This is a genomic window from Marinobacter sp. (assembly GCF_039977835.1).
GTDB lineage: Bacteria > Pseudomonadota > Gammaproteobacteria > Pseudomonadales > Oleiphilaceae > Marinobacter.
On record NZ_JBDWCL010000004.1, the window covers coordinates 1 to 16723 of the forward strand.

General features: G+C 58.2%; 15 protein-coding genes. 5 read left to right on the forward strand and 10 right to left on the reverse strand.

Annotation, left to right across the window (positions count from 1 at the left end):
• The first annotated feature begins 377 nt into the window (after window positions 1–377).
• Window positions 378–1325 carry a LysR family transcriptional regulator gene (locus ABJM11_RS00465; protein ID WP_348296860.1) on the forward strand — a complete coding sequence of 316 codons (948 nt, stop codon included), beginning with the start codon at window positions 378–380 and terminating at the stop codon, window positions 1323–1325.
• A gap of 3 nt (window positions 1326–1328) precedes the next feature.
• Here ABJM11_RS00465 and ABJM11_RS00470 read toward each other — a convergent pair whose 3' ends face one another.
• From ABJM11_RS00470 to ABJM11_RS00485, 4 genes are all read right to left on the reverse strand, one after another.
• Window positions 1329–2099, reverse strand: a complete 771-nt coding sequence (locus tag ABJM11_RS00470) for an ABC transporter permease (protein WP_348296859.1) — start codon at window positions 2097–2099, stop codon at window positions 1329–1331.
• 2 nt (window positions 2100–2101) lie between these two features.
• Entirely contained in the window at window positions 2102–3094 is a 993-nt protein-coding gene (locus ABJM11_RS00475) for an ABC transporter substrate-binding protein (RefSeq protein ID WP_348296858.1), read from the reverse strand.
• The gene (locus ABJM11_RS00480) at window positions 3091–3861 is read right to left on the reverse strand and encodes an ABC transporter ATP-binding protein (RefSeq protein ID WP_348296857.1); all 771 of its coding nucleotides are present in this window, start codon (window positions 3859–3861) and stop codon (window positions 3091–3093) included. Before ABJM11_RS00480 ends, ABJM11_RS00475 begins: the two co-directional genes overlap by 4 nt.
• Before the next feature lie 218 nt (window positions 3862–4079).
• Window positions 4080–6584 carry an acyl-CoA dehydrogenase gene (locus ABJM11_RS00485; RefSeq protein ID WP_348296856.1) on the reverse strand — a complete coding sequence of 835 codons (2505 nt, stop codon included), beginning with the start codon at window positions 6582–6584 and terminating at the stop codon, window positions 4080–4082.
• A gap of 240 nt (window positions 6585–6824) precedes the next feature.
• Here ABJM11_RS00485 and ABJM11_RS00490 point away from each other — a divergent pair, with 240 nt between their 5' ends.
• The gene (locus tag ABJM11_RS00490) at window positions 6825–8468 is read left to right on the forward strand and encodes a methyl-accepting chemotaxis protein (RefSeq protein WP_348296855.1); all 1644 of its coding nucleotides are present in this window, start codon (window positions 6825–6827) and stop codon (window positions 8466–8468) included.
• A gap of 3 nt (window positions 8469–8471) precedes the next feature.
• Here ABJM11_RS00490 and ABJM11_RS00495 read toward each other — a convergent pair whose 3' ends face one another.
• Window positions 8472–9359 carry an AEC family transporter gene (locus ABJM11_RS00495; protein WP_348296854.1) on the reverse strand — a complete coding sequence of 296 codons (888 nt, stop codon included), beginning with the start codon at window positions 9357–9359 and terminating at the stop codon, window positions 8472–8474.
• 192 nt (window positions 9360–9551) lie between these two features.
• Here ABJM11_RS00495 and ABJM11_RS00500 point away from each other — a divergent pair, with 192 nt between their 5' ends.
• On the forward strand, window positions 9552–10733 hold the full coding sequence (locus ABJM11_RS00500; RefSeq protein WP_348296853.1) for a pyridoxal phosphate-dependent aminotransferase: 1182 nt from the start codon (window positions 9552–9554) through the stop codon (window positions 10731–10733).
• Here the strand turns inward: ABJM11_RS00500 and ABJM11_RS00505 are convergent.
• Genes ABJM11_RS00505 through ABJM11_RS00515 form a run of 3 tightly spaced genes read right to left on the reverse strand, consistent with a single transcriptional unit; the run spans window position 10730 to window position 13614 of the window.
• Window positions 10730–11266, reverse strand: a complete 537-nt coding sequence (locus ABJM11_RS00505; protein WP_348296852.1) for a carbohydrate-binding protein — start codon at window positions 11264–11266, stop codon at window positions 10730–10732. The two genes, ABJM11_RS00500 and ABJM11_RS00505, sit on opposite strands and share 4 nt — an antisense overlap.
• A gap of 48 nt (window positions 11267–11314) precedes the next feature.
• Window positions 11315–12256, reverse strand: a complete 942-nt coding sequence (locus tag ABJM11_RS00510; protein ID WP_348296851.1) for a DMT family transporter — start codon at window positions 12254–12256, stop codon at window positions 11315–11317.
• 38 nt (window positions 12257–12294) lie between these two features.
• Window positions 12295–13614 (reverse strand): succinylglutamate desuccinylase/aspartoacylase family protein, encoded by a 1320-nt coding sequence (locus ABJM11_RS00515; RefSeq protein WP_348296850.1) that lies wholly within the window; start codon window positions 13612–13614, stop codon window positions 12295–12297.
• 219 nt (window positions 13615–13833) lie between these two features.
• Here ABJM11_RS00515 and ABJM11_RS00520 point away from each other — a divergent pair, with 219 nt between their 5' ends.
• The gene (locus ABJM11_RS00520; RefSeq protein WP_144777495.1) at window positions 13834–13992 is read left to right on the forward strand and encodes a YqaE/Pmp3 family membrane protein; all 159 of its coding nucleotides are present in this window, start codon (window positions 13834–13836) and stop codon (window positions 13990–13992) included.
• A gap of 43 nt (window positions 13993–14035) precedes the next feature.
• Here ABJM11_RS00520 and ABJM11_RS00525 read toward each other — a convergent pair whose 3' ends face one another.
• Window positions 14036–15673 (reverse strand): MBL fold metallo-hydrolase, encoded by a 1638-nt coding sequence (locus ABJM11_RS00525; protein WP_348296849.1) that lies wholly within the window; start codon window positions 15671–15673, stop codon window positions 14036–14038.
• Between the two features lie 292 nt (window positions 15674–15965).
• Between ABJM11_RS00525 and ABJM11_RS00530 the strand changes: the two genes are divergently transcribed.
• On the forward strand, window positions 15966–16397 hold the full coding sequence (locus tag ABJM11_RS00530) for a thioesterase family protein (RefSeq protein WP_348296848.1): 432 nt from the start codon (window positions 15966–15968) through the stop codon (window positions 16395–16397).
• Here ABJM11_RS00530 and ABJM11_RS00535 read toward each other — a convergent pair.
• Window positions 16391–16723: a Na+/H+ antiporter subunit G gene (locus ABJM11_RS00535; RefSeq protein ID WP_348296864.1), complete on the reverse strand. Its 333-nt coding sequence runs from the start codon at window positions 16721–16723 to the stop codon at window positions 16391–16393. The genes ABJM11_RS00530 and ABJM11_RS00535 overlap by 7 nt on opposite strands.

The window sequence follows — 16723 nt, forward strand, 5'->3', positions numbered from 1 at the left end:
GGTGATGACGCAGCGCAGGAAGGCAAACTGGAAGATCGGCGCGCCGGGTTCCATCAGTTTGATGAAGACGTCACTGATCAATGCCATGGCGTTGCCGATCACCAGCAGTAGGATTGCACTGTTTACGGTTTTGCCTGACATGGTGTTACCTCTTACTTTCTTTCCTCCCGGTTGGGAGCATTCGCCCTGTGTAATTCCCTTTCCAAAACACGCTCCTTCGGCACATCCATGTGACGCTTGGACTCCGCCATCCATGGCTCCGTACAGTTTTGGAAAGGGAATTACACAGGGCTCCCTTAACGTTGTGATGGCATTCTATGCCTGTGCTAATATCCGATAAAATGATCTTTAATCCATCGGTATTAGAAAAATAGATAATGAAGCTGCCACCCCTGAAATCCCTGCCCGTCTTTGAAGCCGTTGCCCGGTTGAACAGTTTTTCGCTGGCTGCTGAAGAGCTGGCCGTGAGTCAGAGTGCGATCAGTCATCAGATCAAGCAGCTGGAAACCTACCTGGGCGAGAAGCTGTTCTGGCGTAGTGGGCGAACGCTGGCTCTGACCGACGAAGGCCGGCAGTACCTGGATGGGGTGAGCTCTGCGTTGTTGCAGATTGAACGGGTAAGCGAGCAGTTACTGGGCCGCGAGGAGTCGCGGTTGCGGCTGTCGGTGTTCAGTTCGTTTGCGGTGCGCTGGCTGGTGCCGCGGCTGCCGGATCTGCAGAGGGAGCATCCGCAGTTGGAGTTGTCGTTGGAGATGAGCAGTGAGAATCCGGTGTTGTCGGACCGGGTGGCGGATTGTTTCATTACCATAAAGCCAGCATCAGCAGCGTTCAGTTATGACCTGTTGTACACCGAGAGGCTGTTTCCAGTGTGCAGCCAGGATTACTGGCAGCGCATCCGGCGGGAGCTGGGTCGGGATTCGGAGGTTGAAGGGCGGGACGAACCGGAGTTGTCGCCTGAAGATGTGTCGCGGTTTCCGCTGCTTTCCACCCACAGTATTTTCGATAAAGCGGCCGGCGACTGGGAAGCCTGGTACCGCGAGGTGGATCAGATAATTCCCGGTAACGCGCGGGTCCAGCATTTCAGTCATATGTTGCTGGCGCTGGAGGCAGCGCGGTTCCATCAGGGCATCGCGCTGACCAACGATTACATGCTCAGTACGCGGAAGGATTCGGGGGATTTTGTGCGGCTGCCCTGCCACTCAGTGATGACCGGTGACAAGTTCTACTTTGCCTGGAAGACCAGCCGCCGGCGCGAGCGGGGTATTCAGATTCTGCGCCGGTGGCTGGTGGATGAGGCCATTCGCGGTGGCCTCAGAACAGAGTAGGTGTCAGAGATACTGGTAACGCAGCAGACGGTGCTTGATGCGCTCCAGTATGACCTGGTCAATCACCGCAGCCAGTATTGCAATGACCAGGATGTTGGTCATCACGCCGGTCATGTCCGCAATTTCACCGGAATAGGCCAGGGATTTGCCAAGCCCGGCGCTGAAGCCGACAATCATCTCGGCTGAGATCAGGGCGCGCCAGGCATTGCCGAAGGCCAGTTGGGCACCGGTGATCAGTTCCGGGGTAACCGCAGGAAAGTAGACCCGTTTGAGCATCTGCAGCTTCGAGGCACCCATCACCCTGGCCGCTGAGATATGCACTTTCTCGACGCTTTCCGTGGCGTTCATTACGCTCAGGGCGGTGGGGAAGAAGGCGCCGATGGCCACCACCACTATGATCGGCATGTTGCCGAAGCCCATCAGGATCAGGAACAGCGGCACCCAGGCAATCGAAGGAATCGACTGCAGGATAATGATCGCCGCTTTCAGGGTGCTGCGCACAGGGTCGAGGGTGCCGCCCACCAGGCCCAGAACAATGCCAAAGAACAGGGCGGCCCCGTATCCGAGGCCGAGGCGGCTCATGCTGTTGCCCAGCCCTTCGTAGAAATCGCCGCTGTTAAGTTCTTCCCACAACCGTTGCAGGGCAACCGGTACATCCGGCATCAGAAAATCCGGCAGGAACCAGGCCGCCACTTGCCAGAAGAACAGGATAATGACGATTGCAGCCACATAGGCTCGCTTGCTGGCAACGCCGGTCGACTGAGTAGTGCTCATGCTTACAGCTCACGCGCCTGTTGCCAGGACAGGTCCAGCAGGGCATCGACATCGAATTCGCCTTCTACCTCGAGAATCCCCTGCTCCTGCATGATGGCTGCCAGCTCTTTCATGCGGTTGATGTCGTCTTCGGTTAGTCTGGCACTGAAATCATTGGTTTTGATGGCTTCAGTGATTACTTGCTCACTGGGCACGTCGCCCTGGTCGCGGGATTCGACGACCGGCTCGCGGATAAAGTAGTCCGTGATATAGGGCGCTGCCTTTGCAGGCTCGTTTTCAAGCATCTCAATGGCGTCGCGCTGGGCATCCAGTGCGGCCCAGAGCACATCCTTGCGGCTCTCCAGGGTCTCCGCGGAGGTGATCACCACCATGCAGGGGAACGGCCAGACTTCGCCAATCTCATAGATCTGCTTGACCGGCGCAACCAGCTGCGCGATACGGTCATAGGGCTCGAACAGGAAAGCGGCGTCCACACGGCCACCCACCAGCGACTGTACGGCCACGGAAGGGGCTACACCCATGATATTCAGGTCCGACGGCGCCAGCCCGGCATTGGCAAGCATCACGCCTTTGAGCACGATGTCTGCGGTGCTGCCCTGTTTCTGGGACGCCAGGCTTTTGCCCTTGAGGTCTTCCACCGATTCAATGCCGGAATCCTCGCGCACCAGCAGTGAGTGATACCCGCGCTGGGCGCCACCGACGATTTTCAGATCGGCACCTCGGGAAGCCCAGGTGAAGGCATTGGAAAAGCCCAGGACGCCGATATCCAGCTGGCCACCGACGATCCCTTTGATCAGGTCGGTACCGGACGAAAATTCGATCAGCTGGGCGTCCAGGCCATACTTCTCGTAGAGCCCTGCTTCATAGGCAAGCATCGCCTGGGCATCGTCCATTACGCGAACATAACCGACACGGAATTCTTCTGCTGCCGTGGCAGGACTGGTCGCAACCAGACCCAGCAGCAGGGCAATAACGGGAGCCACTAAACGGTTCATGCCATTTCTCCTTGGGAATCTGTAGGTGAGTGTTCATCAGTATCAATGCCCAGCAGGTTGAGGACTTCCCGGCGGACATCGGCAAACGCGGACAGGTCATGGGTCTTGGGGATGTGCCCCAGTTCTACTTCCCGCAGAACGGTCGCCGGGCGCTGGCTGAACACCATCACGCGATCCGCGAGGTAAAGCGCTTCATCCACGTCATGAGTGACCAGAACCACGGTGGGGCGCTCTTCCTCGATCAGGTCTTTGAGGACGGTTTGCAGCGTCATCCGGGTCAGAGCATCAAGGGCACCAAAGGGTTCGTCCAGCAGCAATACCTTTGGGCGGGCAATAAAGGCCCTGGCCAGGGCGCAACGCTGCCGCATGCCCCCGGACACCTGGTGGGGGTAATAGCCTTCAAAGCCGGCCAGCTTGACCCGGGACAGCCACTTCCCTGCCTCTTTGAGGGCGGTCTTGCGGGGTTTGTCCTGGAACTCCAGTGCCAGTGCCACGTTGTCGAGCAGGGTCATCCACGGGTACAGGGCATGTTCCTGAAACACCAGGGTGCGCTCGGGAGACGGTTTGGCCACCGGGCCACCATCCGCAGTGAGGATGCCCGAAGACGGCTGTTGAAGTCCGGCCAGCATGTGTAACAGTGTGGACTTTCCACAACCGGACGGACCTACCAGAGCAACGATTTCTCCGGTTCTGATGGAGGTGTCGAATTGCTTGATCACATTCAGGCTGCCAAAAGATTTGGTGACCTGGCTGAACTGAAGTTCCATATAGCCTGCCGGAATATCTATATATACTTAAAAGAAATATGTAACGTTTATTTTATAACTAAAAATTGATTAAAAGAAGGGCTTTTGATAGCCGATTTCATAAGATCTGCTAATCGCAGTGAAAGGCTGAAACAATGAAGAACGCTTGGTGGGAGGGAGGCCGAGCGTGGAGCTCTCGGCCACACCCGCTCATCGGGGTGCAGCCGAGCGGAATCGGGTTATTCTTCTTTGGCGGCGCGTTCTACGACCTTCCGTTTGCCCTTGGCGCAGCGGGCCAGTGCTTGCAGGCCCTCCGCGTCGAAGGCATCCACGCGGATCACATCGTAGAGGGCTTCCAGGGCTTCCAGGAGTTTGTCGCATTCCTCCTTTTTCACAACGCCCTGATCACAGGCCCAGTCCACCAGTTCCTTGCGCTGGTGCCCCATCAGCAGGTCAATACCGCCCAACTCGTCTTCATCACGATTGCGCAGGGCCTCGTGCAGGCGCGCGCGCATTTCCCGGGTTTCATTGGCCAGCCGGTAGGCGTTCAGTACCCGGCCCAGCGGATCGTCCGGGTTGGTATTGACATAACTGCCGCGGCTGATGCGCTGGCGCAATGGTGTGTCCTTGACGATGCTGGCGGCCACTTCGGTGCCCAGCCTGTCGTCCGGTCCATTCAGGCCAGTGGCACCCAGCGGGAACACCAGTATCCGTAACGGCCAGCGCAACAGAGGCACCGGGAAGTTGATGATCAGCTCACGCATGGACGTCTTGAAGTCCCGCAGGCTGGTTTGCAGGCACCACTCCACCAACGGACGCTGGTCATCCGGGTAGCCCTCTTCGTGCCATTGCTTGATGACTGCGGTGGCGTAATACAGGTGCACCAGGCAGTCCGCCATGCGGCCGGAGAGTCGCTGACGGGCCTTGAGGCCGCCGCCGACGGTGAGCAGTGTCACATCGGTCATCAGCGCAAAGGCTGCAGAGAAGCGGGCGAGCTGGCGATAGCTGGACTGGATGTTGCCATGGCGCGGCACGGGTTCCAGCAGACCGCCGGTCAGTGCCAGCAATAATGACCTCAGTGCATTGCGGGTAGTGTGGGCGATATGGCGGTAGAAGATACCATCGAATTTTTCGACGGCGGCTTTGTTGTCATCCATGCCGGCCGCTTCAATTTCGTCCACAATGAAAGGATGGCAGCGGATAGCTCCCTGCCCGAACACCATCAGGCTGCGGGTAAGAATGTTGGCACCCTCGACCGTAATGCCAATGGGCACCGCCTGGTAGGCACGCGCCAGGAAGTTGCGGGGGCCGGTAATCACACCACGGCCTGCGACCACGTCCATGGCATGGTTTATCACGATGCGCATCAGGTCGGTATTGCGGTACTTGAGCACTGCTGAAGGGACGGAGGGTCGCACCCCACGGTCGAGCATGCCGGAGGTCAGCAATCGCGCGGCGTCCATCATGTAGGTGTAGCCGGCAATGGGCTCGAGAGCTTCCTGCACCCCCTCAAACTGGCTGATGGAGCGTCCGAACTGTTCCCTGGTCAGGGCATAGGAACCGGTAGCCAGGCTGGCTACCTTGCCGGCGCCGGTGCCCAGCGCGGGCAGGGAGATGGAACGGCCGATAGACAGGCATTCCAGCAGCATTTTCCAGCCCTTGCCCAGCATGTCCTGGCCACCGATGACCTGCTCCATGGGGATGAAGACGTCGTTGCCCCAGGTCGGGCCGTTCATGAACACAGTGTTCATGGGCAGGTGACGAGCGCCGGAGTGAACGCCTTCAACGTCCTGTGGGATCATTACGCAGGTGACGCCGATCTCATCAGACTCACCCAGCAGCTTGTCGGGGTCGTACACCTTGATGGCCAGGCCAATCAGCGTGGCGACCGGTGCCAGGGTGATATAGCGCTTATTCCAGGTGACTTTCAGGCCCAGGACCTCCTCGCCATTCCACTGGCCCTTGCAGACGATGCCCTTGTCGGGAATCGCGCCGGCGTCGGAACCCGCCACCGGTGAGGTCAGGGCAAAGCACGGAATTTCCTCGCCACCGGCGAGGCGGGGCAGGTAATGTTCTTTCTGGGCATCGGTGCCGTATTCCATCAGCAGCTCGCCCGGGCCCAGGGAGTTGGGCACCATGACGGTGACCGCGGCAGACACACTGCGGGTGGAGACCTTCATGACGATTTCGGAATGAGCGGTATGGGAGAAACCCTTGCCACCCTGTTCCTTGGGAATCACCAGGCCGAAGAAACCGTTCTCACGAATGAATTTCCAGACTTTTGGGGGCAGGTCATAGGTTTCGTGGGTGATTTTCCAGTCGTCCAGCATGGCACAGAGTTTTTCCACCGGCCCGTCCAGGAACGCCTGCTCTTCACTGGAGAGATGGGCTGGCTTGGCGTCCAGCAACTTTGACCAGTCCGGCTGGCCGGAAAACAGCTCACCGTCCCAGTCCACAGTACCCGAGCGCAATGCTTCTGCCTCGGTATCGGAAAGCTTGGGGAGCCTGCCGCGCACCCACCCAAGGAGCGGTGCACTCAGCTTCTCGCGTCGCAGATCTCCCGGCAGTACCAACACCAGACCCAGGGCCAGCAGGCCACCACCGAACAGGATACTGAGGATGTGCCAGCCATCCTGGAACAGACCTACAACGGTTGCGATGACCAGAACGGCCGCAGCCGTTGCGCCGCCAATGCCGAGATAAATCAGCACCAGCGCACTTAAGAGGAGAAGCAGAACACTCATGGGGCGGATCTCCGTATCGAAATGAAATTCAACCTGAATAGTTCTTACCTTCGGCCAAAGCCCGTGCGGTTGCAAGCGCATCTGCCGGTAATGGCGGCTAAGGACCCAGGAGTGTAACGATATGTAGCAATGAAAATCATTGTAAAAGATCAGCGTTTCCCGGCGAATTCATTGATCTGATTTTGGAAGAGTGGTGAATACATAGGTTCGATTTATGGTCAGGCACAGCCGGAGTAGATAATGTTCAGTAAACTTACCGTCGCCAAACCACTCGCCCTGGGTTTTGGTCTTATTCTTTCACTGATGGTTCTGGTCAGCCTCATCGGTAACCATCGGGTCGGCTTTATTGACAGGACGCTCACGGAAGTAGGAGATGACGCGGCCGTTAAACAGCGATACGCAATCAACTTTCGTGGCAGTGTCCATGACCGGGCAATTGCCATCCGCGATGCCGTTCTGGTGCGGGAAGACCGCGCCCTGAGAACCCATCTCCAGGACATAGAACGGTTGAAAGTCTTCTACGTGGAATCGGCCAGACCTATGGACCAGTTGTTCCAGTCAGCCGGTGCGACTGACCAGGAGCGGCAACTGCTGGCGGCTATCAAGGAGATCGAACGTAGTACCCTGGCACTGACCGATGAGTTACTGGAGATGCGACAGGATGGCAGCATCGAGGATGCCCGGGAATTCTTGCTGGAGGACGTCTCCCCCTCCTACACCACCTGGCTGAACCGTATCAACGCCTTCATTGACCATCAGGAAGGCTTTATCACCACCAACGTGGATGCGGTCAGAGAAGCCGCCGGAAACTTCAACCGGCTGATTTTTCTGGTCACCGGCATTGCCGTACTGCTGAGCGTTGGAGTGGCGGTGCTTATTATTCGCAGACTCCGCTCAACGCTGGGGGCTGAGCCGGATGAGGTCGCGGATGCTATTCGCCGGCTCTCGGACGGCATACTTGACCAGGACATTCACACGAAGTACCCGAACAGCGTGATGGGGGCCCTCAGGGATACCGTAGAGCAGCTCGCGGGAATTATCCGCGAGGTTCGTCAGTCCGCAACGGAGTTGTCCAGGAGTTCCGCGGAGTTGTTGTCGACATCGGACAATAACAATCGCCAGATTCGTATTCAGTCCGAGGAAGCGGAACAGATGGCGACTGCCATCAACCAGATGGCGGCGACCGTGAACGAGGTGGCGGGATTTGCCTCCAGTGCCGCCACCGCTACTGGAAAGGCGGATCAGGAAGTGGAAACCGGTAACAGGGTAGTTCAGGAAACAGCGGCGTCCATTGGCCAGCTGGCGGACACGCTCGAGAAAGCAGCCGTTACCGTGCATCGTGTTTCGGATGACAGCGCCAACATAGAGAAGATCATCGAAGTGATCAACGCAATCGCCGAGCAGACCAACCTGCTGGCTTTGAATGCGGCGATCGAGGCGGCCCGGGCCGGCACTCACGGCCGAGGCTTTGCGGTGGTGGCGGATGAAGTACGTTCACTCGCGACCCGCACCCAGGATTCCACCCGTGAAATCCAGGAGATGATCGGTAAACTTCAGACCGGTGCCTCGGAAGCGGCCGCGGTGATGGAGACCAGCCGGGACCTGGCCAAGACAACGGTGGAAAAAACCCGGTCGGCGGAACAGGCGCTGGTGCAGATCCGTCAGGAAGTGGGTGAAATCAATGACATGAACGCACAGATTGCCAGTGCTGCGGAAGAGCAGAGCAGCGTGGCTGAGGAAGTGAACCGCAATATCAGCCGTATTCACGACTCCACCGTGGAAACCGCTGCCGGTTCTGAACAGGTGGCTGGTGCCAGCCGCGACCTCGCCACGCTGGCGGAGCAACTGAGTGGGCGGGTCAGTGTGTTTCGCTTGAGGGGGTAGTGCTCAGACGTAGCCTGCCGCAAACACCAACCCAAGCACCACAGGCATAACCACCAGGCTCCCGAGGTTGCTGATCAGAACCAGTGAGGCAACCTTTTCGGGCTCCTGCTGGTACTGTTCCGCCAGCATGTAGTTCAAAACCGCGGATGGCATGGCGGCGAAGACCCACAGGGCGGCGATCTGCAGGCCCGCAAGGTCGAGAATGGCGATCATCGGCCAGGCCAGGATCAGCCCGGAGGCGGGGCAGGCAATGGCACCAAGGATGCCGAGCTTCCAGTCGCCGAAGTCCACATCCAGCATGCGCACACCGAGGGTAAACAGCATCAGGGGAATACACACCCCGCCAAGCATGTTAAGGGTTTCCAGCAACCATTGGGGCATGGGTACGCCGCCGAAATTGACCGCAAGGCCGGCGATACTGGCCATGATAACGGGCAGGCGAAGCCTTCTGAGGATGGAGGTGTGCGGGTCGAGCATATAGATGCCGACGGTAAAGTGCAGCAACATCTCCACAACAAACAGCACAACGGCTGCCGGCAAGGCTGCCTCGCCGAAGGCCAGCACCAGCACCGGAATGCCCATGTTGCCGGAATTGTTGAACATCATCGGTGGCAGGAAGGTTTTCAGATTCAGGTTCAGAACTCTGGCCACTGGGTAGAGGACAATCCCGGAGCCCAGAACCACAACCGTTGCCGCCAGTGCCAGGCTGGTGTAGTCCTGCAGCGGTGCCTGCTGGTCCGCCAACACCGCAAATACCAGCATGGGTACGAAAAGCTCCATGTTCAGCGTGTTCAGGCCCTGGATATCGGGGGTGCGGTAACGACCGTAGAGAGCACCACAGCCGGCGATCAGGAAGACCGGCAGCATGGTGGACAGGATCTGGGCAAGCATTCAAGGGCTCCGAGGGTAAACCGGGACGAGCAATTAATCCGGTAGGTTCGCAAGTATCGGCGGTTGCAGGCAAGCAAAACCTGTGTTTTTGCGACCAAAGACGGACGGGCGGTTGCTGCCATTATCACTCCTGCCGCAGAATGACGGGCAGTATTCACAACCCTTTTGCCAACGCCATAACGGAGGCCCTTTGTGCGCGATTCCTTTGACCGGCTCCTTCCGCGGGAGAATACCTGCTCGGTAAAGTTTGATGCCCGCAAGGCCGTGTTCGGCCGTGAGGATGTGATTCCGCTCTGGGTGGCGGACATGGATTTCCCGGCCCCTGAGGAGGTCACCCGGGCGCTGGAACAGCGAGCCAGGCACCCGGTGTATGGCTATACCCTGTTTCCGGAGAGCCTGTATGCCTCCATTGTCGAGTGGTTCAAAAGCCGCCACGACTGGAGCATCGAGCGGGAGTGGTTGCTTATGGCCCCGGGGGTGGTGCCTTCCCTTCACGCGGCAGCGCTGGCGTTTGCTGGTGAAGGCGAAGGCGTGATCATCCAGCCGCCGGTCTATCCGCCGTTCTTCAGTTCCATCCAGAAAACCGGCCGTACCGTGATCGAGAACCCGCTGGAACTGGTGGATGGCCGTTATCAAATGAACCTTGAGCACCTGGAAGCCTGCGCCGCAAGAGACGACGCCAGGGTGTTACTGCTGTGCTCGCCCCATAATCCGGTCGGCAGGGTATGGACCGAGAACGAGCTCAGGGCAGTACTGTCGATTGCCCGGCGATATAACCTGCTGGTGCTGGCGGATGAGATTCACTGTGATCTGACCTATCCGGACAAACCCGCCCACCAGGTGCTGGCCCGGCTGGCGGGGGAAGACGATGCGCTGGTTACGGCTGTGGCGCCCAGTAAAACCTTCAACATGCCTGGCCTGGGCCTGTCGGCGCTGGTGGTGCCCAATGCTGTCCATCGCAAGGCATTGAAAGAGGTTTTCGAGGCCATGCACATGAACCAGTGCAACCCGTTCAGCATCGCCGGATTCGAGGCCGGTTATCGCCATGGTGGCCAGTGGCTCGACCAGCTGATGGCCTACCTGAAAGGCAATCGCGATTACGTCATGGATTACATTCAACAGCACTTGCCCGCGGTCAGGGTGACAGAACCCGAGGGCACCTATCTGTTGTGGCTGGATTGCCGGGCACTGGGGATGGATGACGCAGAACTGAAGCGATTCTTCGTGCATCAGGCCGGCATTGGCATGAACCCGGGCATCACCTTCGGCGAAGCTGGCAGTGGTTTCATGCGCATGAACATCGGCTGCCCGCGGAAGACACTGGAGACCGCGCTGGAACAAATCCGCGTGGCAATCGTACCGGTGACGGATTAATTGCCGCTGTCAGGTGCGTTCTTGCAGGGATGCTCTACCGGCTGCCAGTGGGGCGGTTTGCTCACCCCCGGCATCTGGCCATTGGTGGGGCGAATCGCACGGTAGGTCTGCCCTTCATGGCTGGTGATCTGGCCAACCGTGTAACTGGTACCAAAGCTCCAGGCCCCGGGGGCGTTGCAGGCCTGCCTGGCATTGTTCCGGGCTTTTGCTTTGGGTTCCTGCTGCTCCTGGCCCCGGGCCCGGGGTTTTTTCGACTCATCCTGCTGCCCGGTTGTGGCTGTTGGCCTGCTTTCTTCGTTGCCGCAGTCCGGTGCGGATGCCCGTTTTTTCCACTCGAAATCCGCTCCTGGCGTTTTGCCTTCATGAAGCTGGCGGGATTCGTACCATTTGCCCTTATGAAACACGGTTGAGCCAGTGGGGTAATAGCGGCCGGGGACCCAGCTGTTTTCTTCCGGATCGCAGGGGGCGGAAAAAGCCACGGTGCTGAATGCCGTAAACACCAGTACGGCCATTAATCTGAGAAATCTTGCCAAGTGATTATCCATGAATTCCTGCCTGTTCAGTGCTTCCCGTTTGCACGTTCAGCGGTATTTACGTCGCAGTTCGGAGGTGCGGGTGGCCAGGAAAAGTCCGGCGAGGATCAGCAGACCGCCCACGATGTGGAAGATGCCCAGTCGTTCCCCGAGGAAAATGCCCGCCATTACCGACGCAAACACCGGAGTAAGGTACATGAAGATGGCCGCCTTTGCCGGGCCAATCCGGTGGACCGCATGGTTCCAGAACCCGTAGGCCAGAATACCGGGGAAAATGGCAAAATACATCATGGGCAGGGCGGTCGACCGGTTCAGTTCGAAACCGCCTGAGAAAAACATCAGGTCTGTCAGGAAAAGCGGCAATATCACCAGAGTGCCGCACGCAATTTGAACGGTCAGGAATGTCAGCGGCGGCAGCGGTACGGCCTGGCGGCGCAGCAGCACCGAAAACAGGCCCCAGCTGAAGACCGCCAGTACCATGATCAGGTCGCCTGGCTGTGCCCGCAGGCCAGTGAGCACCGACAGGTCTCCTCTGGCGACGACCGCCAGAATGCCCAGTACCGCCAGCCCGATACCCAGTGCCTGCACCGGCCGTGTGCGATCCCCCAGCAACACCCAGGCCAGTAATGCCACCATAATGGGAATGGTGGCGTTGATCAGTGCGATATTGGTGGCGCTGGTGGTTACTGCTGCAAAGTAGAGCAGTGAATTGAATGCCGCTACGCTGAAGGTAGACAGTGCCAGTATCGACCGCCAGTGCTGGCGAATCAGGTGGCGCTGGCGCCAGACACCCGGCAAGCCGAACGGTAGCAGAATCGCCAGGGCAATCACCCAGCGCCAGAATGACATGGACAATGGCGGAATCTCATCCACCACGCCTTTGGCGACCACGGCGTTGCCGGCCCAGAACAACGGGGTCAGAATCAGCCCGGTATAGGCAAGCCATAATGGTTTCGGGGTTTCTGAAGACACACCAGCTCCTGTCAGCATTCCTGAGCCCCGACGGTTATCAGGGACCCGACAGGATACTACTCTCCGGGCACTTCTGCCTCAGTACCAACGTGGTAGGCGGCAAAGCCCGCCATTACAACCTGATCCACAGCCATTCCGATAATCCGGCCATTGCTTCTGGCCCGGATGGGGTGTTGTTCATTGGTAATGGGGTCTGAAACATAGCCAAGAATCTCGCCTTCGCCGACCTTGGCGCCGAGCTTGATCTCACTGAACAGAATGCCGCCGTGCTCAGCCCGTACCCATTCTGAGTCGTAGTAGACCGGCTCCGGGTCACCCCAGACAAACATCCTGGAAATCATGCCTTCCTTGTCCATGAGGCTGGTCAGGCTATTGACGCCCGCCTTGATCTGGTGTTCCTGGATGCGCAGGGATTCACCAGCCTCCATGGTAACAGCGCGGATGCCGGCCTCAATTGCGGCATAGCGAAGCATACCGGCACTGCCGGTGCTATGGACAACGGCCATGCGGTCAAACCCACGGGTCAGTTCTGCCACCTCCGGATTATTCATATCAGCCCTCAACTGGGGCAGGTTGGTGCGTTTGAGCGATCCGGTATGAATATCCACCAGCATGTCGCAATGCCGAATCACGCTTTCAAATAAGGAGTACGCAATGCGATCTGCCAGACTGCCATCGGTGCTGCCCGGAAAATGCCGGTTCAGGTCGCGGCGATCGGGCAGGTAGCGGCTGCCTTGCTGAAAACCGGGCAGATTGACGATGGGAACCCCGATAACGCTACCTGAGAGTTTGTCTGGCTCCAGGTCATACATTGTGCGACGAATGATTTCGATCCCGTTGAGTTCATCACCATGCACTGCGCCGGTCAGGCAGAGTCTGGGCCCGGGTTTGGCGCCGTTAACCACCAGTACCGGTGTTGGCTGGGAAAGCCCGGCACCCTGGATAGCGGGTGACCAGGACAACCGGGTGGCTGTTCCGGGTGGAACCTTGGCCCCCAGCATCTCAAGGCTGGAAGCCTCTTCCGGTTGTTCAGGTTGTTCGCTCTGTTCGGGAACAGCCTCTTCTGGTGCGGTCTCACTCTGAGCTTCCGCTACCGGCTCGTGTGGTTCCGCATCGTCAGTCTGTCCGGGGGCCTCATCGACGCCTTGCTCTTCAGGCGAATCAGGTTCACTGGTTTTCCGTTCCGACGAGCGCAGTGGTTCGGAGTGTTCGACATCTTCAACGCTCTCGTCTTCGGCAAGCTCTGCGACGAGGACTTCCTGGGTATCAGATGTACCGGATTGCTCAGCGTGGGCAGCTGGCAGGACTACCAGGCTGCCGCAGAATGTGGAAATCAGGCCAGCGCGAAACAATTGTGTCAGCCAGCGGTACGGCATAGGTCCTCTCAGGTTGTCAGCCAGTGGGGCCTGGCATCTGGATGTATGGCACGCGACAAGGATAGAGGCCCCCAAGTTTCATGAATACGGCTGTGACAAAGGTTTAATGCCCGTTTCATGAACTCTTTGTGTATTTCCGCAAAATGGCCTATTCATTGAGGCTACAGGATGCATGTTACGGTTCTGTATCCGTTATACGTCTGAAAGGGAGCTCACTCTATGGATCTTTTGCGAATTCTTATTGCGATTCTGTTACCGCCGTTGGGAGTATTTTTACAAGTGGGTATCGGAAAGCACTTCTGGATCAACATCTTGTTGACCCTTCTTGGCTATATACCCGGTATCGTCCACGCGGTGTATATTATCGCAAAGAAATAACCACGCCCCGGGCGCGGGCCCGGTGTTAGTTGGCTGGCGGGGCTCAGGTGTGGGAAGTGGCGTGCCAGGTCTCGCCTTCCCTGGCTGCTCGGCCATCCCCCTCAAGCTTCAACAGATGGGCCAGCGCCGAACGGGCAGCCACACCGTGGATGGCTGCCGGGACATCGTCGTAAGCGTCCGCCGTCAATGCCTTCAGGCTTCCCGTTTTCAACTCTTTCAGCACCCGGGCCACCTTATGCTCCCGGGCCAGGCGGTGGGTGATCAGATAATCGATAACCGCTTCAGGGTGCCCCATCAGAAAACCGTGCGCCGGAGCAATGTAGCGTACTGGTTCGTCCAGCAGATCGTAGAGCGATTCGAGGTAGGCCTTCATGTCGCCATCCGGCGGATTAATCACCACCGTCGAGCCCTGCATGATGTGATCCCCTGAGAACAGCAGTTCCTGCTCAAGTAACACATAGCAAAGGTGATTGGAGGCATGACCCGGGGTGTGGATCACTTTCAGGGTGCCAGCATCCGTTCTGATCACATCGCCATGAACCGGTTCCTCGTCCGGCGCAAAGGTCTGGTCCTGGGCTGCGCCTGCCGGCGCGGGCAGGCCGAAAACCCGGCATCCGGTTCTGGCTTTCAGCGCCACGGTCCCGGGTGAATGGTCCTGGTGGGTATGGGTTACCACCACCTGATCAATCACCCCGCCGGTGATTTCCAGAATCCGCTCGATATGAGCCGCATTGTCCGGTCCCGGGTCCAGAACCGTGAACCGCTCATGGCCCAGTACATAGGTGTTGGTACCCGGCCCGGTCATCATCCCCGGGTTTGGCGCTGTCAGCCGCACGACACCGGCTGCCACTTCCACCGGCTCGCCGGGAATAATCTCCGCACGGGTGGAGCCTTCGCCCTCCGGGTCCAGCTTGGCTGCTTCGTCATAAGCCGGCGCGCCGGGTTCCAGTGTCACCGGCTTTCCTTTCTTGACCGCAGGCCACGGTTTGCTGGGATAGGGTTCCGGGGGATTGGCGTGGGCGTAACGCATCAACGCCCCGGTCGTGTCAAAGTCGCTCAGTATCCGCAATGTCCGGATGGTCGGCAGGCCCAGCAAGCGTCGCCCACAGCGGTGATCCTCCAGCGCCTGGGCAGGGCTCAGCCAGACGTGATCAATGGTCTCTGTGCCGTCATGGCTCGCCAGCTGATTCTCTGGCGCCACTGCTACGAAAAACCGGGTATCAAACCGGCGGGGAGGGCCTGGCGGGGTAATCCAGTGCCCCAGGTACGCCAACCGGTCCAGCGGAATCGTCAGTTTGTGCCGCTGACACACCTCTGACAGCGTCATTTCACCCTTGAATAGCGCCATGCGGTCGCTGTGAACAGGGTGTTCGGTGGCGAGTTCCCTATCATTCTGGTCCAGAGCCACCAGAATGCCGGCTTCCTCAAAACACTCCCTGACCGCCGCGAGCATATAGTCACCCCCACCTTCATCCAGGCTCATGGTCTGACTGATTTCGCTATCACCTCGCCCCACGGCATGCTGGCGCCCCCTTATATCCTGGTCATCTACAGACCCACCCGGGAATACAAAGAACCCGGGCATAAAGACCGCTTCCCAGGTCCGTTGTAGAAGAAGTATTTGCAGACCTTCGGGGGTGTCTTTCGTCAGAACCAGAGTCGCAGCAGGGCGAATATTCATAGAATGTCCGTTGTCTTATTGGTGTAGGTGCGCGTTTAAGTTTGAGGTGGGGATTGGGAGTGCTCTTTCAAAACTGTGCGGAGCCATGGATGGCGGAGCCCAAGCGTCACATGGATGTGCCGAAGGAGCGTGTTTTGAAAGAGCACTCCCAATCCCCGATGCTCACAAGCTGAATGCGCCAGAGATAAATCCAAGATAACGAATATTGAACTTGATGTCCCGGGATGAAGGGAGGTCGACAACCAAGTATCATTGGCCTTCTCCGAAAATCCTCCCCTACAGGAACTCAACCTTGGCTCGTATCAAGCTCTCTTTTCCGGATGATGCCTTTTATTTTGAAACCAGGATGCCGGTACGTATCACTGATATTAACGGTGCCAACCACTTGGGCAACGATGCGCTCATCTCAATGTTGTCAGAGGCCAGGGCACAGTTTCTGGTGAACTACGGCGTCCAGGAGGCTGATAAAAATGGAATGGGTATCATCGTTACTGATCTGGCAACCATGTACCAGTCTGAATCGTTTTTCCCGGAAATGCTGAGGTTTGAAGTGGGTCTGATGGACTTCAACAGGTACGGCGGGGATTTCGTATTCCGGGTTACCAAGGCGGAAAGTGGGCAGCCTGTGGCTCTGGCAAAATACGGGTTCGTATTCTTCAATTACCAGCGCAAGGCTGTCGTACCCATGCCGGAAACCTTCCGGAAACGATTCGCCGGTCACTGATCCGGCGGCCCTTTGCGGGTACGGGGGGAGCACTTCAGCTTCCGGTGAAGGGCGGCCTTGGCCATCATGTGCGCACTGACCGGGGCGGTCACAAACAGGAACAAAGTCACCAGGGCCTCTTGCACCGACAGGCCGCCTTTCAGAAAACTGAAATACAGCAATGAGGCCAACAGGATACAGCCCACACCGAGGGTGCTGGCCTTGGTGGGCCCATGCAGGCGCATATAGACATCTTTCAGTCGCGCCAGACCAATAGAGCCGATCAGCGCCACTATGGCACCGGCCACCAGAAAAAACGTAATCATCAGCTCCAGAAGCAGGGGCAT